Source organism: Microbacterium sp. Z6_144, from assembly GCF_057197625.1.
Map to the genome: position 1 here is coordinate 2,098,116 of NZ_JBXVPT010000001.1, position 24,333 is coordinate 2,122,448.

The 24,333-nt window shown below is 70.0% G+C and carries 25 protein-coding genes and 1 tRNA gene; 9 read left to right on the plus strand and 17 right to left on the minus strand.

Annotated elements, in window-relative coordinates; all coding sequences use genetic code 11:
* Positions 1–94: 94 nt before the first annotated feature.
* Positions 95–1,024, plus strand: a complete 930-nt coding sequence (gene bla, locus AC2DGY_RS10270; RefSeq protein WP_484509594.1) for a class A beta-lactamase — start codon at positions 95–97, stop codon at positions 1,022–1,024.
* Positions 1,025–1,045: 21 nt separating this feature from the next.
* Here bla and AC2DGY_RS10275 read toward each other — a convergent pair whose 3' ends face one another.
* Both AC2DGY_RS10275 and AC2DGY_RS10280 read right to left on the minus strand, forming a co-directional pair.
* Complete coding sequence (locus AC2DGY_RS10275; protein ID WP_484509595.1) at positions 1,046–1,915, minus strand: helix-turn-helix transcriptional regulator; 870 nt, start codon at positions 1,913–1,915, stop codon at positions 1,046–1,048.
* Positions 1,916–2,023: 108 nt separating this feature from the next.
* Complete coding sequence (locus AC2DGY_RS10280; protein WP_484509596.1) at positions 2,024–2,620, minus strand: TetR/AcrR family transcriptional regulator; 597 nt, start codon at positions 2,618–2,620, stop codon at positions 2,024–2,026.
* Positions 2,621–2,756: 136 nt separating this feature from the next.
* On the opposite strand from AC2DGY_RS10280, the gene AC2DGY_RS10285 reads away from it, so the two are divergent.
* Both AC2DGY_RS10285 and AC2DGY_RS10290 read left to right on the plus strand, forming a co-directional pair.
* Positions 2,757–3,716 carry an alpha/beta hydrolase family protein gene (locus AC2DGY_RS10285; RefSeq protein ID WP_484509597.1) on the plus strand — a complete coding sequence of 320 codons (960 nt, stop codon included), beginning with the start codon at positions 2,757–2,759 and terminating at the stop codon, positions 3,714–3,716.
* Between the two features lie 53 nt (positions 3,717–3,769).
* Positions 3,770–4,276, plus strand: coding sequence for a GNAT family N-acetyltransferase (locus AC2DGY_RS10290; RefSeq protein WP_484509598.1), 507 nt, complete (start codon positions 3,770–3,772; stop codon positions 4,274–4,276).
* A gap of 10 nt (positions 4,277–4,286) precedes the next feature.
* Here the strand turns inward: AC2DGY_RS10290 and AC2DGY_RS10295 are convergent, their stop codons facing one another.
* On the minus strand, positions 4,287–4,739 hold the full coding sequence (locus AC2DGY_RS10295) for a MerR family transcriptional regulator (RefSeq protein ID WP_484509599.1): 453 nt from the start codon (positions 4,737–4,739) through the stop codon (positions 4,287–4,289).
* Between the two features lie 116 nt (positions 4,740–4,855).
* Between AC2DGY_RS10295 and AC2DGY_RS10300 the strand changes: the two genes are divergently transcribed.
* Positions 4,856–5,578: an SDR family oxidoreductase gene (locus AC2DGY_RS10300; protein ID WP_484509600.1), complete on the plus strand. Its 723-nt coding sequence runs from the start codon at positions 4,856–4,858 to the stop codon at positions 5,576–5,578.
* Positions 5,579–5,799: 221 nt separating this feature from the next.
* Complete coding sequence (locus AC2DGY_RS10305) at positions 5,800–6,204, plus strand: aromatic ring-opening dioxygenase LigA (RefSeq protein WP_484509601.1); 405 nt, start codon at positions 5,800–5,802, stop codon at positions 6,202–6,204.
* Between the two features lie 107 nt (positions 6,205–6,311).
* Here AC2DGY_RS10305 and AC2DGY_RS10310 read toward each other — a convergent pair.
* Positions 6,312–6,385 (minus strand) — tRNA-Pro (locus AC2DGY_RS10310).
* 138 nt (positions 6,386–6,523) lie between these two features.
* Here AC2DGY_RS10310 and AC2DGY_RS10315 point away from each other — a divergent pair.
* From AC2DGY_RS10315 to AC2DGY_RS10330, 4 genes are all read left to right on the plus strand, one after another.
* Complete coding sequence (locus AC2DGY_RS10315) at positions 6,524–7,939, plus strand: HNH endonuclease (protein WP_484509602.1); 1,416 nt, start codon at positions 6,524–6,526, stop codon at positions 7,937–7,939.
* Between the two features lie 39 nt (positions 7,940–7,978).
* On the plus strand, positions 7,979–8,560 hold the full coding sequence (locus AC2DGY_RS10320) for a GNAT family N-acetyltransferase (RefSeq protein WP_484509603.1): 582 nt from the start codon (positions 7,979–7,981) through the stop codon (positions 8,558–8,560).
* Positions 8,561–8,675: 115 nt separating this feature from the next.
* Positions 8,676–9,521, plus strand: coding sequence for a GNAT family N-acetyltransferase (locus tag AC2DGY_RS10325; protein WP_484509604.1), 846 nt, complete (start codon positions 8,676–8,678; stop codon positions 9,519–9,521).
* Between the two features lie 49 nt (positions 9,522–9,570).
* On the plus strand, positions 9,571–9,939 hold the full coding sequence (locus AC2DGY_RS10330; RefSeq protein WP_484509605.1) for an RNA-binding S4 domain-containing protein: 369 nt from the start codon (positions 9,571–9,573) through the stop codon (positions 9,937–9,939).
* A gap of 1 nt (position 9,940) precedes the next feature.
* On the opposite strand, the gene AC2DGY_RS10335 is transcribed toward AC2DGY_RS10330, so the two are convergent.
* From AC2DGY_RS10335 to AC2DGY_RS10395, 13 genes are all read right to left on the minus strand, one after another.
* A complete protein-coding gene (locus tag AC2DGY_RS10335; protein ID WP_484509606.1) occupies positions 9,941–10,840 on the minus strand; it encodes an NUDIX domain-containing protein in 900 nt (299 codons plus the stop codon).
* A gap of 95 nt (positions 10,841–10,935) precedes the next feature.
* A complete protein-coding gene (locus AC2DGY_RS10340) occupies positions 10,936–11,619 on the minus strand; it encodes an SDR family NAD(P)-dependent oxidoreductase (protein WP_484509607.1) in 684 nt (227 codons plus the stop codon).
* A 111-nt stretch (positions 11,620–11,730) separates the two neighbouring features.
* Positions 11,731–13,254 (minus strand): ribosome biogenesis GTPase Der, encoded by a 1,524-nt coding sequence (gene der / locus AC2DGY_RS10345; protein ID WP_484509608.1) that lies wholly within the window; start codon positions 13,252–13,254, stop codon positions 11,731–11,733.
* Positions 13,244–13,927 (minus strand): (d)CMP kinase, encoded by a 684-nt coding sequence (cmk, locus tag AC2DGY_RS10350; RefSeq protein ID WP_484509609.1) that lies wholly within the window; start codon positions 13,925–13,927, stop codon positions 13,244–13,246. Before cmk ends, der begins: the two co-directional genes overlap by 11 nt.
* Positions 13,920–15,050 (minus strand): prephenate dehydrogenase, encoded by a 1,131-nt coding sequence (locus AC2DGY_RS10355; RefSeq protein WP_484509610.1) that lies wholly within the window; start codon positions 15,048–15,050, stop codon positions 13,920–13,922. Before AC2DGY_RS10355 ends, cmk begins: the two co-directional genes overlap by 8 nt.
* Positions 15,047–15,814: a pseudouridine synthase gene (locus AC2DGY_RS10360; protein WP_484509611.1), complete on the minus strand. Its 768-nt coding sequence runs from the start codon at positions 15,812–15,814 to the stop codon at positions 15,047–15,049. The genes AC2DGY_RS10355 and AC2DGY_RS10360 overlap by 4 nt, the downstream gene beginning before the upstream one ends.
* A complete protein-coding gene (scpB, locus tag AC2DGY_RS10365) occupies positions 15,811–16,401 on the minus strand; it encodes an SMC-Scp complex subunit ScpB (protein WP_484509612.1) in 591 nt (196 codons plus the stop codon). The genes AC2DGY_RS10360 and scpB overlap by 4 nt, the downstream gene beginning before the upstream one ends.
* A complete protein-coding gene (locus AC2DGY_RS10370; protein ID WP_484509613.1) occupies positions 16,391–17,239 on the minus strand; it encodes a segregation and condensation protein A in 849 nt (282 codons plus the stop codon). Before AC2DGY_RS10370 ends, scpB begins: the two co-directional genes overlap by 11 nt.
* Complete coding sequence (locus AC2DGY_RS10375; RefSeq protein WP_484509614.1) at positions 17,223–18,137, minus strand: ParA family protein; 915 nt, start codon at positions 18,135–18,137, stop codon at positions 17,223–17,225. The genes AC2DGY_RS10370 and AC2DGY_RS10375 overlap by 17 nt, the downstream gene beginning before the upstream one ends.
* Positions 18,138–18,229: 92 nt before the next feature.
* Positions 18,230–19,153, minus strand: a complete 924-nt coding sequence (gene xerD, locus AC2DGY_RS10380; protein WP_484509615.1) for a site-specific tyrosine recombinase XerD — start codon at positions 19,151–19,153, stop codon at positions 18,230–18,232.
* 1 nt (position 19,154) lies between these two features.
* Entirely contained in the window at positions 19,155–19,754 is a 600-nt protein-coding gene (locus AC2DGY_RS10385; RefSeq protein WP_484509616.1) for an NUDIX domain-containing protein, read from the minus strand.
* The gene (pyrG, locus tag AC2DGY_RS10390; protein ID WP_484509617.1) at positions 19,751–21,439 is read right to left on the minus strand and encodes a CTP synthase; all 1,689 of its coding nucleotides are present in this window, start codon (positions 21,437–21,439) and stop codon (positions 19,751–19,753) included. The genes AC2DGY_RS10385 and pyrG overlap by 4 nt, the downstream gene beginning before the upstream one ends.
* A gap of 94 nt (positions 21,440–21,533) precedes the next feature.
* Entirely contained in the window at positions 21,534–24,332 is a 2,799-nt protein-coding gene (locus AC2DGY_RS10395; RefSeq protein WP_484509618.1) for a hypothetical protein, read from the minus strand.
* Position 24,333: the final 1 nt, after the last annotated feature.

Genomic DNA, 24,333 nt, shown 5'->3' on the forward strand with positions numbered 1-24,333 from the left:
GCTACGACCCGCAGTGCCTCCATCTCGACCACCAATACCTCACCGACGCCGCCACCCTCGGCCCATCCCGGGCCGCCCGCCCTATGGAGTACTCGTGACCCGTTCCTCTGTCCTCGGTCGTCTCGCGGCCTGCGCCGTCGCCGTCACCGCGTCGGGGGCGATGGCTCTCGCCGGATGCTCCGCATCCGGACCGGCGACGGAGCCGACCGCCTCCGCCCCGGCGGCGACCGCGATCGCACCGCCCGATACCTCTGCGGCCTTCACCGAACTCGAGTCGCGATTCGACGCGCGGGTGGGCGTCTACGCCCTCGACACCGGAACGGGCGCGGAAGTGGCGTGGCGCGATGACGAGCGCTTCGCCTATGCGTCGACGGTGAAGGCGATCGCAGCCGCAGCCGTACTCGACCAGCGGGGCGTCGAGGGCCTCGAGGAGGACGTGCGGATCACCGCCGACGTCCTCCTCCCCCACTCACCGGTCACCGAGCAGCGGGTCGGTGAGACGATGACCCTCGCTGAGATCGCCGAGGCTGCCGTGACCCGCAGCGACAACGCCGCAGGAAACTACCTCTTCGACGCCCTCGGCGGCCCCCAGGCACTCGACGCCGCGCTCGCCGAGCTCGGCGACGACGTGACGACCGTGTCACGCGACGAGCCCGAACTGAACGAAGCCGCCCCCGGCGACGACCGTGACACGACCACACCGCGCGCCTTCGCCGAGAACCTGCACGAGTACGTTCTCGGCGACACGCTGACCGACGACGAAGAAGCACTCCTGGCCGGGTGGCTCACCAGCACGCAGACCGGCGACACGCTCGTGCGCGCCAACCTGCCCCGCGACTGGGTCGTCGGAGACAAGTCCGGCGCCGGCAGCTACGCCAGCCGCGGTGATATCGCGGTCATCTGGCCCACGGAGGGCGCACCGATCGTGATCGCCGTCTTGTCGGGACGCGACACGCAGGACGCCGAGTACGACGACCGGCTCGTTGCGGAGGCCGCCGAGGTCGCCGTCTCGGCCTTGAGGTGAACCGCGGTACCGCGGTTCCGGTCAGCGCTCCGCGTCGACCAGCAGGTCGCCCGGCGTCCGCTCCGGCGCCGATGCGGAGGCGAGGAGCGCCAGCTTCTCGGCCGCGACGGTTCCCGCATCCGCGTGATAGACGACGAGCATCAGGCCCTGGGTCCCGCCGATGCTGAGGCGCTCGCGGTTGAGGGCCAGCTCGCCGACCTGAGGGTGGACGATCCGGATGAGAGTCCCGCGCTGTCCTCGCACCTCGTGCCGGGCCCAGAGCTCGCGGAACAGCGCGCTGCCCCGGGACAGCTCGCCCACCAGAGCGATGAAACGGGGATCATCGACCGCCGTGCCGGCGGACTGCCGCAGATTCGCGATCAAGCACTCCGCCAGGTCTGCCCAGTCGGGCTGCAGAGCCTGCTCGGAGGGGTCGAGGAACATATCCTTCAGCTGGTTCCCGCCCGGTGCGAGGCGCGGATTCAGCACCGTGGCGAGTGGGTTGGCGGCCAGGACATCGAAATACCGCCCCTCGATGAAGGCGGGCTGAACCAGCGAATCGAGGAGCTTGAGCGCGCTGGGCGGCACGGTCTCCGTGGGCGCAGGGCGTCGATGGAGCCGCGGCGCCTCGGCGCCCAGCGCCAGGAGGTGGGCGACGTGCTCGTCATCGAGGCGGAGCACCCGGGCGATCGACTCGAGGACCTGCGCCGAGGGGTTGCGATCGCGTCCTCGCTCCAGGCGCAGGTAATAGTCCGCGCTGATGCCGGCGAGCATGGCGACTTCCTCCCGCCGCAGGCCCGGCACCCGCCGTCTGCCGACCTCCGGGATCCCCGCCTGCCGCGGCGTCACGAGCTCCCGCCGCGCACGCAGGTAGGCACCCAGCGGGTTGTTCGTCTCGTTCGCGCTCTGCATGGGATACTCAACCGGCCGGGCGGACGGATTATTTCGGGCTGTCGCGCTACGACGCCACGCGGCGTGACGAATGCGGTTCCCGCCCCGTGGCGGGAGCGGGCAGCGCACTCACGCCTCGGAGTCGGATCGGCGGAGTCCTCGGAGCAGGAGAGCGACCATGCGGCGCGGGTCGTAGCGCGCGTCGGCGTCGCTCCCCACGCACAGGTTGCCGATCGCGCGCATCACCTCGTACGCGTCCGCGTCCGCACTGATCTGGCCCGCCTTCTCCGCCGCTGCCAGCATGTCGGCGAAGACGGGCACGAGCCGCTCGAGGAAGTGCTCGTGCAGCCGCTGGAATCGGGCGTCGTCCGACCCCAGCGCGTCGGCCAGCCCGTGTTTGGTGACGAGGAAGTCGACGAACTGGTCCACCCACGCCTCCAGCGCGACCAGGGGTGACCGTTCCGAGGCCAGCAGCCGGGGGCCCGCGACTGCGCAGTCCTCGACTTGATGGCCGTACACCGCGATGACGAGGTCGGTGCGGGTCGGGAAGTGCCGGTAGATCGTGCCCAGGCCGACACCCGCCGCGCCGGCGATCTCCCGGATCGGCGCATCGACGCCGGAGGTCGCGAAGACGGTGGCGGCGGCGACGAGCACCCGCTGCTCGTTGCGCATCGCGTCGGTGCGACGCGCGCGGGGTGCCGAGGTGGGCGTCATCGGCTGAGTCATCGAACTTCTTCCTGTCTCTTGACAATGCGGAACATTGTTCCGTAACGTTACCGGAACACAGATCCGCTACCACTCTACTCGTGCGGCGTTCTCTGTCACCTCGCTCATCACTCACTACCCGGAGAGGCTCACGTCGATGACCTACACCAGCTACACCCGAACCCCGATCCCCGCATCCCCCGTGCTCTCGCTCGCACCGGTGACGATCTCCACGCCGGATCGCGTGAAAGACCTGGAGGTGCGCGTGTCCGCACCCGTCGACGGCACGGACCTGCCCATCGTCCTGCTGTCGCACGGACACGGGCCGGCGAACTTCCTGTCGTCGCTCTACGGGTACGGCCCCGTCGCCAACTTCCTCGCCGCGCACGGGTTCGTGGTCATCCAGCCCACGCACCTCGACTCGGCCACGCTCGGTCTGCGCGAGTCCGACGACCCGGAAGCTCCTCTGTTCTGGCGCTCGCGCGCCACGGACATGTCGCGCATCCTCGATCACCTCGACGCGATCGAGGCCGCGTTGCCGGGGCTCGCCGGACGTACCGACCGGGACAAGACCGCGATCGTCGGCCACTCGATGGGCGGTTTCACGGCCAACCTGTTGCTGGGCGCCCGCACGATCGATCCTGCCGATGGCTCCGTGGTCGATCTCACCGAGCCGCGTTTCGCGGCCGGGGTCGTGATGTCGGCGCCAGGGCGCGGAGGCGACTCGCTGAGCGATTACGCGCGCGAGCACTACCCGGTCTTCACGGGCTCAGAGTTCTCGCACATGAGCACGCCCGCTCTGCTGATCGCCGGCGCGGACGACGCCTCGGAGCACCTGACGGTGCGCGGGCCCGACTGGTACACCGACCCCTACACGCTCTCCCCCGGGCGTAAGGCGCTGGTCCAGCTCTTCGGTGCCGGCCACAGCCTGGGTGGAGTCCCGGGATACGACGCCGCCGAATCGGCGGATGAGAACCCCGAACTGGTCGACGCCGTCGAGTGGCTCACGTGGGCGTTCCTTCGGACCGAGCTGGGCCTCGACGAGAACGCGTGGACGGTGGCGAGCGAGTCCTTCTCCGGCGCCGCCACTCCGCTCGGACGCCTCGAGTCGAAGTAGCGTCCGATGTCCCCGGTCTCTCGCCACCGGGGACATCGAGGCAGGATGAAGGGGTGACCGAACGGCATATCCGGGAAGCGCTCCCCTCGGACGACACCTCGGTGCTGATGCTCATGACGGAGTACATGACGTGGGCGTTGGCGACGTTCGAGAGCACGTACGGGTTCTCCATGGAGGGCGAGGCGGAACACACCCCCGCGTCGTTGCACCGCTTCCGCCGTCCCCGCGGGCTGCTCGCGCTGGCAGAGGTCGACGGGATGCCCGCCGGAGTGGGAGCGGTGCGGGCGCTGAATCCCGGTGTGGTCGAGATCAAACGGATGTACGTGCGTCCCGAGCACCGCGGCGTACACCTCGGATCTCGGATGCTGGACTGGCTGCTCGATGGCTCCCGCGATCACTTCCAGGCGCAGATCATCCGGCTGGATAGCAACCGCTTCATGGGCGACGCCCACCGACTCTACGAATCCCGAGGCTTCGTCGAGCGAGCACCGTACGACGAGACCGACATCCCACCCGACCTCCGGCACCTCTGGCGGTTCTACGAGCGCTCCCTGGCGTAGTCCAAGGCGCTCACGCGGCCGCGTCGGCGGGCGCCGCCATTCCTCGGGGTTCGGGGGTGTACGGCGTCCAGGCGGGTTCTCGGAGGGGGGGACAGTGTTCAGCAGTCGGATGGTTGGCGATGTCGATCATTCGATCGAGAGCATCCCGCGCCGCGGCGAGGTCTGCCATCGCGGTGGTGATGCGGTCACGTTCGGCCGCCATCAGCTCGAGCGCTTCGGGAGAAGCGTGCCCGGCTTCGATGCAGGGCAGGAGCTTGCGGATGGTGCGGCTGGGCAGGCCTGCGGTGAAGAGCTGCTGGATCAGGCGGACGCGTTCGACGGCCGAGTCGGGGTAGGTGCGCTGGCCGCTGAAGGTGCGGTCCGAGGCGAGCAGGCCTTGCTCTTCGTAGTAGCGGAGGGCTCTGGTGCTCACGCCTGCCCTTCGCGCGACCTCTCCTATGCGCACGTGCGTCCTCCCTCTCATCCCGCCTCGGCGGACCGCCCACTTGACCTTGACGCCAACGTGAAGGATTAGCGTAGCCGCCGGCGTGCCCACCCCGGACCGCTGAACGAAAATAAGCACACAGGAGCACCGCACACATGAACGTCACCCCTCAGATCGCTCTCGTCACCGGCGCCAACCGCGGTATCGGTCGGCAGTTCGTTCTCGAACTGCTCGAGCGAGGGGCGAGCAAGGTCTACGCGACGGCTCGCCGGCCCGAGAGCCTCGACTTCGACGACGCCCGCGTGGTGCCGCTCCGCCTCGATCTGTTGGACCACGAGTCCATCGTCGCTGCCGCGGAGGCCGCCCCGGACGTGTCCCTTCTCATCAACAACGCCGGCATCAGCACCGGTACCCCGCTCGTCACGGGCGATCTGAGCATGATCCACCGCGAGATGGACACGCATTTCTGGGGCACGCTCGCCACGATCCGCGCGTTCAGCCCGATCCTGGCGGACAACGGCGGAGGAGCGATCGTGAACGTCCTCTCTGCAATGTCCTGGTTCGCCGCGCCCGGCGCAGGCGCCTACGCGGCAGGGAAGGCCGCCGCGTGGAATATGACCAACGCCGTCCGCCTGGAACTGGCCGCTCAGGAAACGCACGTCCTGGGGGTGCTCCTCGCCACAGCGGACACCGACATGATGGCCGGATACGAGGGCCCGCTGATGCACCCTCGGGACGTGGCTCGCGCGACGCTCGACGGTCTGGCCGCGGGGTCGATCGAGGTTGTCGTCGACGACTGGACCGCCATGGTGAAGGGATCACTCTCCGGTGACCAAGCCGCGTTCTACGTGAGGATCACCGAACTCCTCGGCGCGTAGGCGTCTCCCGGACGACTTCGCGGCGCCGCATCCACGACCCGGGGCGCCGCTGAGCAGGCGCCGGTGAAGTCAGGCTCACATTGGGGTCGAGCGCCCCTACTGGGGTCAGGCCACCAGTGACACGCTGCAGAGAGGGCGAGGATCCCCTCGTCCTCTCACTGGAGGTCACCATGACGCAGTCGACAACCGACCACGAAGTCCGTACTTCGAGAAAGCGCCCCTTGATCTGGTGGGTCGGCTTGCTCGCGATCGTCGCCGGCATCGTGATGATCGTGACCGGCGGGGTGGTGTGGGGTGTGGTGAGCTCCCAACTCGCCGACCAGCGCATCACTGTCGCCGACGACGCGTCGTTCCTCGCCGGCGCGGAGGTCAGGGGCCCGCTCACTGCGCTGGCTCAGGCAGACATCATCAACGTGCATGCCACGGAGATGGCCGACGGGAAGACGTACGCCGAGCTCGATCGGGACGACCCCCTCCGCGACACGGTGATGAACGCCTCCTTCCTGCGCGCATCGCTTTTCACCTCCGTCGTGTCGTTCGGCGTGGCCCTGTTCGCGATGGGCGCGGGTCTCGTCTTCGCTCTGCTCGGTTGGGCCGTCATGAGGCTCAGCACCACCCGCTACTGAGCGCGATCAGAACGCGAAACCGGGCCGGGGTCCCTCTCGGAGCCCTCGGCTCTTCACGGACATGCAGAAGGCCCGGAACCTCTTGTGAGATTCCGGGCCTCTTCCGGTCGGGATGACAGGATTTGAACCTGCGACCCCTTGACCCCCAGTCAAGTGCGCTACCAAGCTGCGCCACATCCCGGTGCCCGCGAGCGGACAACTCCCCCATCTTAGCCCGTCCATTCGGCCGCCGCGAACGCGGCGCGGACACTTCAGCGTCGTTGTCCACGAGCCCCGGCACACTCGAACGAATGTCCGAGGTTGGTGATTCCATAGAGGCATGGACAACCCGGTGGACCCGCTCCTGGAGACCACGACCGCTCTGCGGGCGGCGTGGGGCGCGGCGAGTTCCGCCCACGGAGATGCGCGCGCGATGACTGCGGCGGATCTGCTCGACATGAACGAGCGGATCGCCGCAATCCGACGCCAGCTCGACGGCCTGCACACACAGGTCGCAGCCGAGATGGCGGCCCGGTCGCGCCCCGAGCTCGGCAAGGACGGCCTCGCCCGGCAGGCCGGATTCCGCACCCCCGCCAAGCTGATCGCCGCGAGTACCGGTGGCCACGTCGGCGACGCCGTCCGGCTCATCCAGGTCGGCGAGGCCACACGCGAACGCAGCCTCCTTTCGGGCGAGTCGGCTCCCCCGCGGCATCCCGAGGTCGCACGTGCGGTAAGCACCGGCGCGATCAGCGTCGCAGCGGCCTCCGCGATCACCGGGATGCTGGATCGCATCGCGCTCCGCGTCGACATGGCCACATGGACCGAAGCCGAACGAGCCCTGGTCGGCCAGGCGCCGCTCCTCTCGCTCGAAGAACTGCAAGCCGTGCTGCGCCGTGCCGAGGCACACCTCGACCCCGACGGGCTCGAGCCGGCCACCGACGAGATGCACGGCGAACGGTCGTTGAAGATCGGGCACGACGCCTCCGGTATGACCGTGCTGACCGCGCGGCTCGACCCGGAGAGCGCGGCGCCCGTGGTCGCTGCGATCGATGCGATCGTCACGGCACAGCTCCGAACGTCGCGGGGACACAACACCCCGGACGGGGTCGTGCTCGAGGACGGTTCCGCACCCGTCGCGGCGGAGTCCCGATCGCTGCCGCAGCTCCGCGCCGACGCCCTGGCCGCGATCTGCCGCCACGCGATCGGATGCGACTCCCACGTCGTGCCCGGGCCGTCGGCATCGGTCATCGTGCGCATGGATCTCGATCACCTCACCACCGGTACCGGCATCGCGACCATCGACGGGATCGAACAGCCCATCGACGCGGGCGCCGCCCGCCGTCTCGCCGCCGCGGCGAACATCATCCCCTGCGTCCTCGGCACCGACAGCGAGGTCCTCGACTTCGGGCGAAGCCGGCGGCACTTCACGAAGGCGCAACGCCGAGCACTCGTCGAACGGGACGGCGGATGCGCCTTCTGCCACCTTCCCCCCGCCTACGCCGAAGCGCACCACATCCTCTGGTGGCTGCGAGACGACGGACCCACCGACCTCGACAACGGGATCCTCCTCTGCACGGCATGCCACCACCGGGTGCACGCAGAAGGATGGGAGATCCGGATCGAAACGCCACCGGGTTCCCCGCCATCCGCCGGCGCCGTCTGGTTCATCCCACCCGCGCACATCGATCCCGACCGCACGCCACGCTTGGGCGGGCGAAGACGCTTCGACCCCCTCGCCTTCATCCTCGCCGCCTGAGCCGATCGGGATGTCCCCGCCCGCGATTACCCTTCCGATATGAGCATCGAGATCCTCCCCGCAACCGCCGAACGGTTCGACGATGCCGAGCACGCCCTGACCGGCGGCGGCGACGGTCCGTCGTGTCAGTGCCAGTGGTGGATGATCCCGGCCGCCGAGTTCCGCACCGCCACGCGCGAGCAGAAGACCGACATGCTGCGCATCGAGACGGCGGGCGACCGGTCCCCGGGGCTGGTCGCCTACGTCGACGGGGGCCCCGCAGGCTGGGTGCGCGTCGGGCCGCGCACAGCGCAACCCCGTCTCCTGCGTACTCGGATACTCATTGCCAACACACCCGAGCCGTTGGATGACCCGTCGGTGTGGGCGGTCTCCTGCTTTGCGATCCGCAAAGAGCACCGCGGCGCCGGCCTCATGCGGAAGCTTCTGGATGCCGCCGTCGCCCACGCCCGAAGCGCCGGCGCTCGCGTCCTAGAGGCTTACCCGTTCGACCCCTCCGTGAATAAGCGCCCGTCCAACGACCTCTACCGCGGCGTGCTGTCGGTGTTCACCGCGGCCGGGTTCGACGTCGTGGCACGGCCCAGTGACGACCGCGCCCTCGTGTCGCTCACCCTCCGCGAGTGACGCGGCGGGCCGCATCCGCCTCCACGGCCACCATCACCCCGGTCATCACGACCGCCGCGGCCGCAAGCGAAGCGCCCCGGTCCCGGGCGTCGTGGGGGCAACTACACTCGTTCGAATGCGCGACCTGGAAATCATCACCGCCGCAGAGACCCGCGAGATCAACACGCTTCTGAGCCTGTTGAGTTCCGGCACACAACAGACGCGTGATGCGCTCGGCATGACCGCCGTCCAACTCCCGAGCGGAGTGGCTGTCACGGCGCTCGGGAAGGACCCGGGCGGGTTCTGGAATCGAGTGCTCGGTCTCGGCCTGTTCGAGCCCGCCACACCGGAGGCGACGGATGCTGCCATGCAGGTTCTGGCGCAGAGCACCGCAGACGTGGCCAGGGTCCAAGTGGTACCCGAACTGCTCACCGACGAGTGGGACGACATCGCCGCGCACCATCGACTTCGCCGATCGGGGGCGTGGTACAAGCTCGGGCTGCAACTCTCGCAGTTCGATGCATCGCCATCGGGTCCCCCGGTTCGACAGTTCCGGGGCGACGAAGTCGACGAGGGAGCACGCCTCCTCGGTGGCGCGTTCGGTTGGTCCGACGAGGTCGTCGACGCGGTCTACAGCTCCCCGGTCCGGTCGGGGGCACTTCTCGGTTACGGCGCCTTCGATGGCGACCGGATGATCGCCGCTGCCGCTGTCGCAGTCGACGGCCCCACCGCGCACATGTACGGCGCGGCCACATTGCCCGAGTATCAGAGGAGGGGCGCTCAGACGGCGCTCATCGCTGCCCGCGCGGTGGCGGCCCGGGAGGCAGGCTGTGAGCTGGCGATCGCCGAAACGTGGGTACCCGAGACCGAGGGAGGCAACCCGTCGCTCAACAACATGATGCGTTCCGGCTTCGAGGTGCTGTATCAGCGCGACAACTGGGTGTGGGAGCGCTCGAAGGACGCACCCGGCGCCGAGGCGTGACGACGCTCATCGACGACGGTGATGTGCGGCCGGCGTCGAGGATCGCGCGATGACGGGCGGTTCGGCCCGCGTCGACGCGTGGCTGTGGGCCGTGCGCGTCTACAAGACACGATCGATCGCCACGACCGCCTGCCGGGCAGGGCACGTGCGCGTCAACGGCGAGCGAGCCAAGGCCTCGGTGCAGGTGCGCCCCGGAGACGAGTTGCGGGTGCGCGTCGCCGGATTCGACCGCATCCTGGTCGTTCGTGAACCGATCGCCAAGCGCGTGAGCGCTGCGCAGGCAGCACTCGCCGCGGAGGATCGGACGCCTCCCCCGCCGCCACGCGAGAGCATCCCCGCGTTCGCGGTGCGCGACCGCGGTGCGGGGAGGCCCACCAAGCGCGAGCGGCGCGAGATCGATCGCCTGCGCGGATCCTGACTCAGCCGAGCAGCTCGAGCAGCCAGCCCGCGCCGCGGGTGGATGCCCCGAGAGCCTCCACGCGCTCCCGCAGTCCGCGGTCACTGGTGACGACGATCGCCTGATCCGGATGCGGCAGCGCGGCGGTCTGCCGGACGATCTCGTCATCGCCCTCGCCGGGCGCTGCAACCACCCTGACCCCCGCCCACTCCGACGCCGCACTCCGTGCAGCCCCCTCCACGACCGCCACCAGGGACGGGAACCATCGCGTCGCGCTGAGACCGAGCGCCTCGGCGTCGACGCCCGTGGCGGCCAGGACGTCGAGCCGTTCCAGCAGGCGCCCTGCCGCGCCCGCCCGGTCACGCCACCAGCCGTCGGGAACCGAACCCATGACGTTCGCGACGTCCACGACGATCGTCGGGCGGATGTCCAGCGCTCCGCGGAGAGCCGGCCACGACGCCGCGAAACCCGGATGCAACGGCAGCTGATCCACGTCAGCGATCGGCACCCACGCCAGCGCGCGGCTCTCCGGGTCGCTGATGACGGGCTCGAACGGTTCGATGACATCGCCGACGAGAGTGGTATAGCTCCACACGTCCAGGTCGAGCACGCTCACGAATCGCGGCACCACCGATCCGCCGGGGACCCCGGCTTCTTCCGCCGCCTCACGCAGCGCGGCCGCGCCGGCCGACTCGTCCTCGTGCCGGGCACCCCCTGGGAGGCCCCACGTGTCACCGAAATGGCTCCACGCCACCCGATGCTGCAGCAGCACTCCGCGCTCCGGGTCGACGGCGAGGAGCCCCGCGGCGCCGAAGCGCCCCCAGTACCGCTCGCCGGAGGCGGCGACCACCCACGCGTCGCCGGGGTCGCGCGGACCCGACGGGCGGCGCGGCTCCCCTGGGCGGGGCGGCTGATTGCTCACGCTCCCAGCCTGTCATAGCGCTGACGGGTCGAGTCGCCGACATCCGCGCGGCGGCGGCGAAAAAGCCGACGGATGCTGGCGACCCGACCCCTCGTTCACCAGCGCAGGACGCCGGCTTCGTCGTGGAACGTTCCGGTCGGGCCGTCCTCGCCGAGGGTGGCCCACTGGACGATGAACCGCGCCGTCTCCTCGACCGGCCGCCCGACTCCGAACGCCGCGGTCATGTCCGTGGCCGTCGTGCCCGGCTCGATCGCATTGAACTTGATGCCGGGGTGAGCCTTGGCGTACTGCACCATGAGCATCGTCGCCGCGGCCTTCGACGCCGAGTACAGCACGATCGCGAAGCCCGACTCCACCCGGTCGGGGTTGTTCACGGCCCAGAAGGAGCCGAGGCTGCTCGAGAGGGCGACGACGTTCGGGTTCGACGAGCGCTCCAGGAGCGGCAGTGCCGCCTCGGTGACCCGGACGATCCCCACCGCGTTCGTGTCGAACGAGCGCTGCGCGGCAACGCTGTGACGCTCCAGATCCTGAACACCGGCGTTGTGCACGAGAACATCGAGGCGTCCTTCGGCTGCCTCGATGACAGCCATCGCGGCGTCCACGGATTCGTCGTCGGTCACATCGAGGTGCACGTACTTCGCGCCGACGCTCGCAGCGGCCTGCTCCCCGCGATCCGCGTCGCGCGCGCCGATGTAGACGGTGTGGCCCATCTCACGCAGCTGCTTGGCGGTCTCGAATCCGATGCCTCGGTTGGCGCCGGTGATCAATATGACGGTCATCTCTGTCCTCCCGGGCGGTTCGATCGAACCGCCCGTTGAGACGCTAAGCGACGCGCCGCCGGCGAGTCAGAGCCCTCTCGACACGGGGGTCTGACGGGACCCCCGTTCCGGTCAGCGCTGGCGACGCTCGCGGATCCGCATGTTCAGGACGATCGGCGTGCCCTCGAAGCCGTAGATCTCCCGCAGGCGCCGCTGGATGAACCGGCGGTAGCCCGGGTCGAGGAACCCGGTCGTGAACAGGACGAACGTGGGCGGACGGGTGGAGGCCTGCGTGCCGAAGAGGATGCGGGGCTGCTTGCCGCCGCGCAGGGGGTGCGGGTGCTCGGCGACGAGTTCGGAGAGGAACGCGTTGAACTTCCCGGTGGGGATGCGCTGGTCCCACGAGTTCAGGGCCGTGTCCAGGGCGGGCACGAGCCGGTCGAGGTGCCGGCCGGTGCGGGCGGAGATGTTCACCCGCGGCGCCCAGGCGACGTGGGCCAGATCCTGTTCGATCTCGCGCTCGAGGTACCGGCGCCGGTCCTGGTTCTCGAGCTCCGGCGTGTTGAGCAGATCCCACTTGTTGAACGCGAGCACCAGGGCGCGCCCCGATTCGAGGACGAGGTCGATGATGCGCACGTCCTGCTCGCTGAGGGGCTGCGAGATGTCCAGCACGACGACGGCGACTTCGGCCTTCTCCAGCGCGGTCGCGGTGCGCAGCGACGCGTAGAAGTCGGCCCCCTGCTGCAGGTGCACGCGCCGGCGGATGCCGGCGGTGTCGACGAAGCGCCACAGCCGTCCGCCGAGCTCGACGACCTCGTCCACGGGGTCGCGGGTGGTTCCGGCGAGCTCGTTGACGACGACGCGCTCCTGGCCTGCCGCCTTGTTCAGCAGCGACGATTTGCCGACGTTCGGACGACCGAGGATCGCCACCCGGCGCGGTCCGCCGATCTCGTGCTTGGCGATGGCGGAGACCTCCGGCAGCACCTTCATGAGCGCATCGAGCAGATCCGCCACTCCGCGCCCGTGGATCGCCGAGACCGGGTACGGCTCACCGAGGCCGAGGTTCCACAGCGCTGCGGCCTCGGGCTCCTGGCGTGCGTCGTCGATCTTGTTCGCCACGAGGAACACCGGCTTGCCGCTGCGACGTAGGAGTTTGACGACGTGCTCGTCGGTGGAGGTGGCGCCCACGCGCGCATCCACGACGAACAGCACGACGTCGGCGAGGTCGATGGCCACTTCGGCCTGCAGCGCGACGGAGCGGTCGATGCCGCGCGCGTCGGGTTCCCACCCTCCGGTGTCCACCAGCGAGAAGCGGCGGTCCATCCATTCGGCCCGGTAGGTCACCCGGTCACGCGTCACGCCCGGGGTGTCCTCCACGACCGCCTCTCGGCGACCGAGGATGCGGTTCACCAGGGCCGACTTGCCCACGTTGGGGCGTCCGACGATCGCCACCACCGGCAGCGCGGGCAGGAATTCGATCCCGTCACCGCCCTCGGCGAGCCCCGCCAGGAGCGCGGCGTCCTCGTCATCCAGCTCGAAATCATCGAGGCTGGCCCGAAGAGCCGCAGCCCGCTGCTCGGCGAGCGTCTCATCGAGCTCGTCCATCTTCTCGGCGAGCTGGTCGGGACCGGCGTCGTATTCGTCTTCAGCGCCCATCGAGGGCTCCCCTCGTGCGTTCGATCGCCGTGAGAACGGCGTCGACGGTTTGTGCGAAATCCAGGTCGCTCGAATCGACGACCTCCACGCCGGGGGCGGCGGTGAGGAAGTCGACGACAGCGGAGTCGGTGGCGTCGCGGCGATGCAATGCCGCCGCGACGGAGGCGGCGTCCTGGGTGGTCAGTTCGGCGCTGCGGCGCGCGGCGCGGATCTCGGGGGCCGCCGTCAGCAGCAGTCGCACGGGTGCGTCCGGGGCGACGACGGTGGTGATGTCGCGTCCCTCGACCACCACGCCGGGACGGCCCGACTCGGCGATGAGTCGCCGGAAGAGCGCGTTCACGGCGTGCCGCACGGCGGCGATGCGCGCAACGCCGCTCACGGCGTCGGTCACGCGCGGCTCACGGATAGCGCTGGTGACATCGCGATCGCCCACGCGCACCCAGTAGTCGTCGGGGGCGAGCGAGATGGCGAAGTCGAAGTCGCCGAACACGTCGAGGACGGCGGAGGCATCCGACGTGTCGGCGCCGTGGTCCAGCGCGTGCCATGCCAGGGCGCGGTAGGCCGCGCCCGTGTCGAGGTAGCCGAAGCCGAGTCGACGGGCGGCTTCTTTCGAGACGCTCGATTTCCCGCTGCCCGCGGGGCCGTCGATCGCGATGATCGTGGGGTCAGTCATGGGTGCTCGCAATCCGCCAACCGCGGGCGGTCAGGCCATCGGTGGCGCGGCGCACCGCGTCGGGGACGACGCTGATCTCGGCCAGGCCGAACTGCGCACCCGGGGAGTGTTCGAGGCGAAGGTCTTCGACGTTGACGGCCAGCTCCCCCAGTTCGCCGAAGAGACGGCCGAGCTGCCCGGGGCTGTCGTCGACCATCACGACGAAGGACTCGAAGCGGCGGTTCTGGCCGTGCTTGCCGGGAAGACGCTCGACTCCCTCGTTGCCGCGGCGGATGAGGTCGGCCACCGCGCGGCGTGCCCCCGGGGCATCCGGTGCCCGCAGCGCACCGGCGACGGCCGTGAGGTCGCCGGCGAGCGCGTCGAGGACATCGACCACGGGAGCGGCGTTGGCGCCGAGGATCTGAACCCACAGTTCGGGGGCGGATGCGGCGATGCGCGTGGTGTCGCGCACCCCCTGACCGGCCAGTCCCAGTGCGGCATCGGGAGCATCGACGAAGCGACCGGCAAGGAGGCTCGCCACCAGCTGCGGGACGTGGGAGACGAGCGCGACCGAGCGATCGTGCTCGTCCGGCGACATCTCCACGGGTACCGCGCCGAGTTCCAGCGCCAGGCTCTCCACGAGCGCGAGGTCTTCGAGCGGCGTCTCGCCGTCGCGACACACGACCCACGGCCGGCCGACGAACAGATCGGCACGGGCGGAGATCGCGCCGCCGCGTTCGCGTCCGGCCAGTGGGTGCGAGCCGATGTAGTGGGTGAGGTCGACACCGCGCGCGCGCAGCTCGTGCAGGGGCTGCAGCTTGACGCTGGCGACGTCGGTGACCACGACCCCCGGGTGGTCGGCGAGCTCACGGGCGATGACGTCGGCGGTCACGTCCGGCGGCACGGCCACGACGATCAGCGCCGGCGCGTCGTCGGGGTGCGCGGGCCGGCCGGCGCCGTAATCGACGGCCAGGCGCAGCTGCGCGGGAGACGCGTCGTCGAGCGCGACATCGACACCGCGTGCGGCGAGGGCGTGCCCGATGCTCGCACCCAGGAGTCCTGCTCCGACGATCCGCACCGTCCCTCGAACACGCGGGGCCAGCGGGGCGGCCGCGCGCGCGGAAGAAGTCTCTGAATCGCTCACGGGGTTTCGTCTGGTGCGCCCTCGCGACGCGAGAGGGTCAGCAGCGCACCACGTTCCACCTTAGTCAACTCGCGCGCCCGCCCGACCGGGAGGCTTCCCAGGTGCAGCGGGCCGAACTGGCGGCGCACCAGTTCGACGACGGGATGCCCCACCTCGGCCATCATGCGGCGCACGATCCGGTTGCGCCCGGAGTGCAGCGTCAGTTCGACGAGACTCGACTCGCCGGACGCGTCCAGAAGCCGGGCCTTGTCCGCAGCGATGGGGCCGTCTTCCAACTCGATACCGCGGGTCAACCGTGCGATGGTCTGCGCGGTGACGCGCCCGTCCACCTTGGCGATGTACACCTTCGTGACCCCGAACGAGGGGTGCGCGAGCACGTGGGCGAGGTCGCCGTCGTTGGTGAGGACGAGCAGGCCGCTGGTGTCGGCGTCGAGGCGGCCGACGTTGTACAGACGTTCGCTCCATTCCTCGGTGAACCGGCGGAGGTCGGGGCGGCCGTGCTCGTCCTTCATGGTGCTCACCACACCGGTCGGCTTGTTGAGCATGACGTAGCGCTTGTCGGTGTCCAGCTGCACGGCGACACCGTCGACGTCGATGAGGTCCACGTCGGGGTCGACGCGGCTGCCGAGCTCGGTGACGACCGTGCCGTTGACGCGCACCCGGCCCTCGACGATGAGCTGTTCGGAGACGCGGCGGGATGCGACGCCGGCGTTGGCCAGCGCCTTCTGCAGTCGAACGCCCTCGGTGTCGCGCGGCTCGCTCATCGCACCCCCTCCAGGTCGAAACCCTCGGACCCGTCATCCAGGAGCGGCGAGATGTGCGGCAGCTCGTCGAGCGAGTTGATGCCGAGGTTGCCCAGAAGCGCCTCGGTCGTGCCGTAGTGGATGGCCCCCGTTTCCGGGTCGGTGAACACCTCCGTGATGAGGCCGCGGGCCAAGAGCGTGCGCACGACGGAGTCGACGTTGACGGCGCGGATCGATGCGACCTGTCCCCGCGTGACGGGCTGCTTGTACGCGATCACCGCGAGAGTCTCCAGCGCCGCCTGGGACAGGCGCGAGGGAGCCTGCGTGTTGACGAACTCCGACACGAGGTCATCGAACTCGGCGCGCACGTACATCCGCCACCCCCCGCCGACCTCCCGCAACTCGAAGCCGCGACGCGGGCCGGAGGCGTTCCCGTCGTAATCATCGACCAGGGACTCCACCGCTTGGCGCACGGCCGCGACCGGCGCGCCCACCGCGGCGGCGAGACTCACGAGGCTCTGCGGCTCTTCGACGATCAGCAGAATGGCCTCCAGCCGCCGGGCGACGTCGGTTTCTTCCCCCGTGCGTGTCGACGTGTCATCGGTCATAGTCGGCTCCCAGGGTCGCGAGGTTCTCCTCCGACCACCGTTCGGCGGTCCAGCGGAGGGTGAGTTCCCCGAGCGGTTCGAGCTGCTCGAACGTCAGCGCCGCGTGGCGATACAGCTCGAGCACGGAGAGGAAGCGGGCCACGACGACTCCGGTCTGCGTCACCCCGGCGATGAGGTCGCGAAACGACAGGACGCCGGCGCTGCGGAGGAGGGTGACGACGACCGCGGCCTGTTCCCGGATGCTCACCAGCGGGGCATGCAGATGGTCAAGGCCCACACGCGGGATCTCCTTGGGCGCGAAGGCGAGCAGGGCCAGCGCGGCGAAGTCGTCGGGGCTGAGCGTCCAGACCAGGTCGGGGGCGGCGTTGCGGTACTTCTCATCCAGTCGCACGGCGCGCACGTGCCGGCGGTCTTCCGCCTGGAGGCGGTGGGCGAACCATGCCGAGACCTCCTTGAAGGCGCGGTACTGCAGCAGCCGCGCGAACAGCAGGTCGCGGGCTTCGAGCAGGGCAACGGATTCGGCGTCCACGAGCTCGCCCTGCGGCAGGAGCCCGGCGACCTTCATGTCCAGGAGCGTGGCGGCCACGACGAGGAACTCCGAGGCTTCGTCCAGCTGCGCGTCAGGTCCCAGTGCCCGCAGGTAGCCGATGAACTCGTCGGTGACGGCGCTGAGCGCCACCTCGGTGATGTCGAGCTCGCGCTGCGAGATGAGGGAGAGGAGCAGGTCGAACGGGCCGTCGAACACCGGCAGCGAGACGCGGAACCCTTCGACATCGCTCAGGGACCGCCCTTCCGTCCCCTCGTCGGTCGGCGGAGCCTCGTCAGGCGACGGCGCCACGGGCGACCAGCTCCCGCGCCAGGCGCAGGTACGCCTGTGCGGCCGCGTGCTCGGGCGCGAATTCGGTGATCGGCACACCCGAGACCGACGCGTCGGGGAACTTCACGGTACGGCCGATGACCGTTTCCAGAACGTCGTCGCCGAACGCCTCGACGACGCGCTCGAGAACCTCGCGCGAATGCAGCGTCCGCGGGTCGTACATGGTGGCGAGCACGCCGTCGAGCATGATCGCGGGGTTCAGCCGGTCGCGCACCTTGTCGATGGTCTCCACAAGGAGCGCGACGCCGCGGAGCGCGAAGAACTCGCATTCCAGCGGGATGACCACGCCGTGGCTTGCCGTGAGGGCGTTGACGGTGAGGAGCCCGAGCGACGGCTGGCAGTCGATGAGGATCACGTCGTACTCGGGGGCGACATGGCGCAGCACCCGGGCGAGGATGGTCTCCCGGGCCACCTCGTTGACGAGGTGCACCTCGGCGGCGGACAGATCGATGTTGGCGGGGATGACGTCCAGGCCCTCGACCGAGGTGTGCACGATCGTGTCGTGCGGGTCGCGCTTGGTGTCCAGCAGCAGGTCGTAGATGGTCGGGATCTCGTGCGTCTGGATGCCCAGACCTGCGGACAGCGCACCCTGCGGGTCGAAGTCGATCGCCAGGACCTTGCGGCCGTAGCCGGCGAGGGCTGCGGCGAGGTTGATGGTCGTCGTGGTCTTGCCCACGCCGCCCTTCTGGTTGCACAGCGCGATGATGCGCGCCGGCCCATGTCCGTCCAGCTTCGGGGGCGTCGGGAAGCCGTGGTAGGGACGACCCGTCGGGCCGAGGATGACCTCGTCCCGGGCCGCTGCGGCTTTCGCCTTGCCCTTGGTCGCGCTGCCCGCCACAGACTCTCCTGACCTTGCCATAATCTCCCCCGATTCTAACCGGCCGATGGCCCTGTCCCCTGGACGCGCGCCGCATCCGCATGATCCCGGCGCTCGACCGCGGTGACGCCGCGTCAGCGGGCGCGGGGGTGCGACGTGGCGTACACGTCGCGCAGCGCGTCGACGCTCACGTGCGTGTAGATCTGGGTGGTCGCCACCGAGGCATGTCCGAGCAGCTCCTGAACCACCCGCACGTCGGCGCCCCCCTGCAGCAGATGCGTCGCGAACGAGTGGCGGAGGGTATGCGGGGACACGTGCGCCGACAGCCCCGCGCGCTCGGCGGCGCTCTGGAGGATGAGCCACGCGCTCTGGCGTGACAGCGGTGCGCCGCGCACCCCGAGGAACAGCCGCGGAGACGACGACCCGCGACGGGAGAGCTCGGGCCGCACGCGGGTCAGGTAGGCGTCGACCGCGGCCCGGGCGTAGGAGCCGACCGGCACGATGCGCTCCTTCGAGCCCTTGCCCCGCACGCGCAGCACATCGCCGTGCGCGAGGTCGTCGACATCCAGCTGCACGATCTCCGACACGCGTGCGCCGGTGGCGTACAGCAGTTCGAGGAGAGCCCGGTCGCGGATGCCGGCGATGTCGGCGGCGGCGGCCTCCTGCGGCTCGGGGCCCGACGCGTTCAGAAGCTGCGTGACCTGGTCGATGGTGAGCGCCTTCGGGAGGCGCTGTGCCGCCTTCGGTGGGCGCAGCCGGCCCGACGGGTCCTCCGCCGCGATCCCCTCACGGGCGAGGAAGCGGTGCAGCCCGCGCACCGACGACTGCAGCCGCGCGATGCTGGATGCTGCCGGCGGCGGCTGAGTGGAAGCCCGCTCCGCCGCGAAGCGGGCCACCAGCCCCGGATTCACCGCATCCGAGTCGTCCACGCCGTGCTCGCCGAGCCACGCCAGGTAGCCGGCGAGGTCGCGGCGGTAGGCGGCCACGGTGTGCTCGGACAGGCCGCGCTCGAGCGAGATGTGCCGCAGGTACGCGTCGACCGCGCGCGACAGGCGCACGTCACCGTCCCGTCGGGTCGCCCGCCTCGCGGCGCAAGACCTCGGCCGCGGCGAGTACGCCTGTGGCGAGGATGCCGTTGGTCAGGCGCCCCTCCAGCACCCCGCTGACCGCGTCGGCCAGCGGAATACGCGCCACGCGCATGTCGGCTTCCTCATCCGCGCGGGCGAACGCCTGCGGAGCATCCGACAGTCCCCGCGCCAGGAACAGGTGCACCGTCTCGTCGTTGCCGCCGGGGCTCGTACGCAGAGACGCGAGGGGCTGCCACCGGGAGGCGACGAGGTCGACCTCTTCGGCGAGTTCGCGCTTCGCGGTCTCCAGCGGCGGCTCACCGGCGACATCGAGCAGGCCCGCGGGGATCTCCCAGTCGCGGAGGCGCAGCGGATGGCGGTACTGCTGGATCAGCACCACGTTCTCGTCGTCGTCGATCGCCACGATCGCCGACGCGCCGGGGTGCTCGACGTACTGGCGGACGATCTCGCCGTCGCCGTAGCGCACGGTGTCCGATCGCACGTTCCACACGGCCCCGCGGTAGACGACCTCGCTCGAGACGACCTCGGGCTCGAGGGGCTCGTCGCGCAGCGCCTCCTCGCCGGCGGTCATGCCTGCTCCACATCGAACAGTTCGCTGGCACGGTGGCGCTCCAGCGCCGCACCGATGAGCCCGCGGAACAGCGGATGCGGCTCCGTCGGGCGGGAACGCAGCTCGGGGTGCGCCTGCGTGGCGATGTAGTACGGGTGCACCTCGCGCGGGAGTTCGACGTACTCCACCAGGCCCAGCTCGGGGTTCACTCCGGAGAAGACCAAGCCGGCTTCGGCGAGCTGATCCCGGTAGGCGTTGTTGACCTCGTAGCGGTGGCGGTGGCGCTCGGACACCCGGGGCGTCCCGTAGACCTCCTCGGCGATCGACCCGGCGAGCAGGTCCGCGGGATAGAGGCCCAGTCGCATCGTGCCGCCCAGATCGCCCCGGTCGAGGATGTCGATCTGCTCGGCCATCGTCGCCACGATCGGGTTGGCGGTGTCGGGGTCGAATTCGCTGGACGAGGCGTCCTCGATGCCGGCGACGTTACGCGCGTACTCGATGACGATGCACTGCAGGCCGAGGCAGATGCCCAGGGTCGGGATGCCCTGCTCCCGGGCGAAGCGCAGCGCGCCGAGCTTGCCCTCGATCCCCCGGATCCCGAAACCGCCCGGGATGACGATGCCGTCCAGGGCGCCGAGCGCCTTGGCCGCGCCATCCGGCGTCTCACACAGGTCGGAGGGGATCCACGTGATGTTCACATGGGTCTCCTCGCCGAATCCACCGGCCTTGAGCGCCTCGGTGACCGACAGATACGCATCGGGGAGGTCGATGTACTTGCCGACGAGTCCGATGGTCACCTCGTGCTTGGGATTGTGCACGGCCTGCAGCACGCGCTCCCAGCGCGACCAGTCCACCTCGTCGGCCTTACCGATCCCCAGCGACTGGACGATGTAGTCGTCGAGTCCCTGCTCGTGGAGCATCGTGGGGATGTCGTAGATGCTCGGCACGTCCACCGCGTTGACGACCGCGGCCTCGTCGACGTCGCACATGAGGGCGATCTTTCGCTTGTTCGACTCGGTGACCGGGCGGTCGCTGCGCAGCACGAGGGCGTCGGGCTGGATTCCGATGGAGCGCAGCGTCGCGACGGAGTGCTGCGTGGGCTTGGTCTTCTGCTCGCCCGAGGCTCCCATGAACGGCACGAGCGACACGTGCACGAAGAACACATTGTTCCGGCCGAGCTCATGGCGGATCTGGCGGGCGGATTCGATGAAGGGCTGGGACTCGATGTCGCCCACCGTGCCGCCGATCTCGGTGATGATGACGTCGGGCCGTGGCTCCTCGGTGGCCTGCAGCCGCATCCGCCGTTTGATCTCGTCGGTGATGTGCGGGATCACCTGCACGGTGTCGCCGAGGTACTCGCCCCGTCGCTCGCGCGCGATCACCTGCGAGTAGATCTGACCCGTGGTCACGTTCGCGGCCTGGCTCAGGTTGATGTCGAGGAAGCGCTCGTAGTGTCCGATATCGAGGTCGGTCTCCGCGCCGTCGTCGGTGACGAAGACCTCGCCGTGCTGGAACGGGTTCATCGTGCCCGGATCGACGTTCAGATACGGATCGAGTTTCTGCATCACGACACGCAGGCCGCGGGCGGTGAGAAGGTTGCCGAGGCTGGCCGCCGTCAGGCCCTTCCCGAGAGACGAAACGACACCGCCCGTCACGAAAATGTGCTTGGTGGTGTCGTTCGGATGTCCCGCGTCTGAAGTCTGCATCACGGGCTTCGATCCTATCAGCCGGCTACCGGTAAGACTCCGCCGCGGCGCGTGCGGAACTGGTTCCCTGCAGTCTGCCAGCATCCGGGCGTTCTCATGGTCTCCGCCGAGTGACGAACGCATTCCAGCCGGCCAGCACGACGGCGATGCCCGCGGGGATGCCGAGCAGGATCAGAAGGGGGTCCTCCCCCACCGCATCGGCTGTGCGCCATACGGAGATGACGACCGCCGCGGCGGCGAACCAGGGCGGAAGCCACCGCACGACGTCTCGGAGCAGGCCGGGGCGCTTCACGCGCTCCAAGCCCCCGCCCCGCAGGATGAGGCCGAACAGCGCCGTGCCCGCGGCCAGGGCCGACAACGCGAGGGCGATCACCGTCGGGGCGACGCGCGCGGTCTCCGCCACCCACCAGGAACGGCGGTCCACATCGACGAAGGTCCCGGGAGGGAACACCAGGTGGACCCCGATGTCCTCGTTGGCCTCCGTGGGCCAGTATCCGTCGGACTCCACCGCCATCTGCCAGCCGTCACCGACATCGCCTCCCGCTCCGCCCCGCTCCAGTGCACGCACGACGGCCTCGCCGCCGCTGCGTCCGGCCAGCCATCCGCTGGCATCGGACGCTTCCCCGGCCAGCGCCGCGGGGATGCGCACAGACAGCGAGACCCTTTCCAGCGTGTGCTCCGGCTGCCACGACCACGCCCACTCCCACCCCTCGTTCAGCGCGGTCCACAACACCTCCTCGGACCACTGGCCGCCCCGCTGCACGGGCACAGCCGCATTCGCGAGGATGTAGTCGATCGTCACGACATGCTCGCCGCCCCAATGGCGTGTCAGGGCCGTCTGCAGAAAGGCCATCCCCTGCTCGCGGCGCACCTGGAACGGCACGGGTTCGCCGTCCACGGCGACCGCCGAGACCTCCAATGCCATGTCGTGGCCGGACACCACGTCGCGCCACTGCCGCATCACCTGGGGCAGGAGATCGCGGTCGTCATCGATGAACACCGCGAGCGTCTCCGTCACCGAGACGCGGGCCTTGCCGGCGGCGGTCCGCTCCACCTCGGCATCGGCGGTGAACTCGCTCACGACCCAGCCGCGCCCACCGGGCAGATCACCCGAGTATGCGAGATCCTCGGGCCTCTCGCGCTCGGACGGTGAAGGCACGAGGTATGCCAGCAGGAGGACCGCGGCCACGCTCACAACGGCGACGGCACGAACGATCAGCCGCGGCAAGGAGAGGAACCCGGCCGGCATGCGGGAGTGCGGAGAGCCGTGGTCGGAGAGCAGTCGCGTCACCAGCGCACCGGCGCCCCGAGGCGGGGAGAACATCACCGCGTACGGGAGGCGCTCATCGCGCAGGGTCATCCGCTCGGCCGACTGCGTCTGCTCCAGGTAGAGCCGCAGACCCAGCAGGTGCTCCTTCGCGAGTGCACCGGCACGAGTGAGGGGGCGGGCCGACAGTGCCACGGCCAGGACGACGGCGGCGAGGAGGAAGCTCGCCGTCACGATCAGGAGGGGCCACCAGTAGACGGACAGGGGGATCTGGTGCGACAGCTGGCGCACGAGACCCAGCTGGAGCAGCAGGAGCCCGAGGGCCGCACCGACGAACACGTCGCGGACGATGCCGCGGGGCACGCGCCTCAGCCCGGAACGGAACTGTTCCCCCCACGCCGGGGCGGTGAGGTAGGTGCGCCACGCCGGAACGATGTCGCCCGGCCGGCCGGTGCGCCATGCGACCGGCCCGACGCCGGCCCATGGCCCGCGGTCGCGGCGCCTCTCATGCAGCGCCTGCACGAGAGGCGCGGTGAGGACCTGACGCATCACCCGGGAGGCGACGGGGGCCGGCACGGCGGGGTCCGGTTCGTATTGGGCGACGTACCAGGCCCGGCCCGCGTCGTCGTTCCACACCGTCGCTCTGGCTGCGAGCACGAACAGCATCCCGACGGCGAGGAGGAGGAGCGGCACGAAGGGGCCGACCATGAGCACCCAGTACAGCGGCGGCGGGTCGGGCATCGCGAAGGTGCCCTCGGCGAAGCGGGCCGTGAACCAGAACTGCGCGTACGGGGGCAGCGACTGGTCGTTCTCCACGACGTAGGTCACGGTGTCGGCAGTCTCGGTGTCGGGCGTGAGACTGGTGGCGTCCGACAGCAGGGTCCACGCGACGGCGGCCCGCGGGGGACGCTCGAGCGCATCGTCGAGCTCGCGCGGAATGACCAGGGTGGCGGACGTGCCGGCCACCCCCTGTGGCGAGGCCGGACCGAACAGGTCCCACTCCAGCAGGTCCTGCATCCGATCGGTGGATCGGTCGAGGGCGCGGTAGGCGACGTCGGAGAGGGTGTAACGCACGACGAACTCGTGCGCGCCACGGAGGACCGCGCCGCTCTCCCAGCGCAGCGTGGTCGTCGTGGCGTCGGGGTCGACGGTCACCTCGGCAGGCGTCCCGTCGATCTGCGCCCCGGTGACCTCGGGGTGCAGGTCGTGCCCGCCGTAGTGCGACGCGATCGTGCGGCTGATCCCGGTCTCGTCTACCCCGTCCGGGAAGACCGCGTCGATCCGCTCCTCCACGTGCAGCAGCATCCGTCCCTCGTCGGTGCGCTCCACCTCGAAGGTCGCGTCGAACGATCGCGCGATCCACCGGTCGGTGGCCTCCGATGCGGCCGCTGTGATGTCGTCGAGGTCGCGGGGCTCGTTGACCACCGGGCCGAGCAACAGGATCAGCCCAGAACCGGCGATCAGCAACCACACTCCGAGGTTTGCGAGGCGGAGCCCGAGTGGTCCCCGCGCCCGTGTCCGCGCCTCCAGCCAGACCAGAGAACGGGACAGCGCCCGGTAGAGCGGTGTGGGGCGCCGCGTCTGGATGTGGACGGCACCGTCGGGGGCCGGTCCGTCCGCGGCCACC

Bases quoted from the DNA above. Each gene is read 5' to 3' on its own strand.
- AC2DGY_RS10275 (WP_484509595.1), bottom strand. From the start codon at position 1,915: ATGCAGAGCGCGAACGAGACGAACAACCCGCTGGGTGCCTACCTGCGT.
- AC2DGY_RS10280 (WP_484509596.1), bottom strand. From the start codon at position 2,620: ATGACTCAGCCGATGACGCCCACCTCGGCACCCCGCGCGCGTCGCACC.
- AC2DGY_RS10285 (WP_484509597.1), top strand. From the start codon at position 2,757: ATGACCTACACCAGCTACACCCGAACCCCGATCCCCGCATCCCCCGTG.
- AC2DGY_RS10295 (WP_484509599.1), bottom strand. From the start codon at position 4,739: ATGAGAGGGAGGACGCACGTGCGCATAGGAGAGGTCGCGCGAAGGGCA.
- AC2DGY_RS10300 (WP_484509600.1), top strand. From the start codon at position 4,856: ATGAACGTCACCCCTCAGATCGCTCTCGTCACCGGCGCCAACCGCGGT.
- AC2DGY_RS10315 (WP_484509602.1), top strand. From the start codon at position 6,524: ATGGACAACCCGGTGGACCCGCTCCTGGAGACCACGACCGCTCTGCGG.
- AC2DGY_RS10320 (WP_484509603.1), top strand. From the start codon at position 7,979: ATGAGCATCGAGATCCTCCCCGCAACCGCCGAACGGTTCGACGATGCC.
- AC2DGY_RS10325 (WP_484509604.1), top strand. From the start codon at position 8,676: ATGCGCGACCTGGAAATCATCACCGCCGCAGAGACCCGCGAGATCAAC.
- AC2DGY_RS10330 (WP_484509605.1), top strand. From the start codon at position 9,571: ATGACGGGCGGTTCGGCCCGCGTCGACGCGTGGCTGTGGGCCGTGCGC.
- AC2DGY_RS10340 (WP_484509607.1), bottom strand. From the start codon at position 11,619: ATGACCGTCATATTGATCACCGGCGCCAACCGAGGCATCGGATTCGAG.
- der (WP_484509608.1), bottom strand. From the start codon at position 13,254: ATGGGCGCTGAAGACGAATACGACGCCGGTCCCGACCAGCTCGCCGAG.
- cmk (WP_484509609.1), bottom strand. From the start codon at position 13,927: ATGACTGACCCCACGATCATCGCGATCGACGGCCCCGCGGGCAGCGGG.
- AC2DGY_RS10360 (WP_484509611.1), bottom strand. From the start codon at position 15,814: ATGAGCGAGCCGCGCGACACCGAGGGCGTTCGACTGCAGAAGGCGCTG.
- scpB (WP_484509612.1), bottom strand. From the start codon at position 16,401: ATGACCGATGACACGTCGACACGCACGGGGGAAGAAACCGACGTCGCC.
- AC2DGY_RS10375 (WP_484509614.1), bottom strand. From the start codon at position 18,137: ATGGCAAGGTCAGGAGAGTCTGTGGCGGGCAGCGCGACCAAGGGCAAG.
- AC2DGY_RS10385 (WP_484509616.1), bottom strand. From the start codon at position 19,754: ATGACCGCCGGCGAGGAGGCGCTGCGCGACGAGCCCCTCGAGCCCGAG.
- pyrG (WP_484509617.1), bottom strand. From the start codon at position 21,439: ATGCAGACTTCAGACGCGGGACATCCGAACGACACCACCAAGCACATT.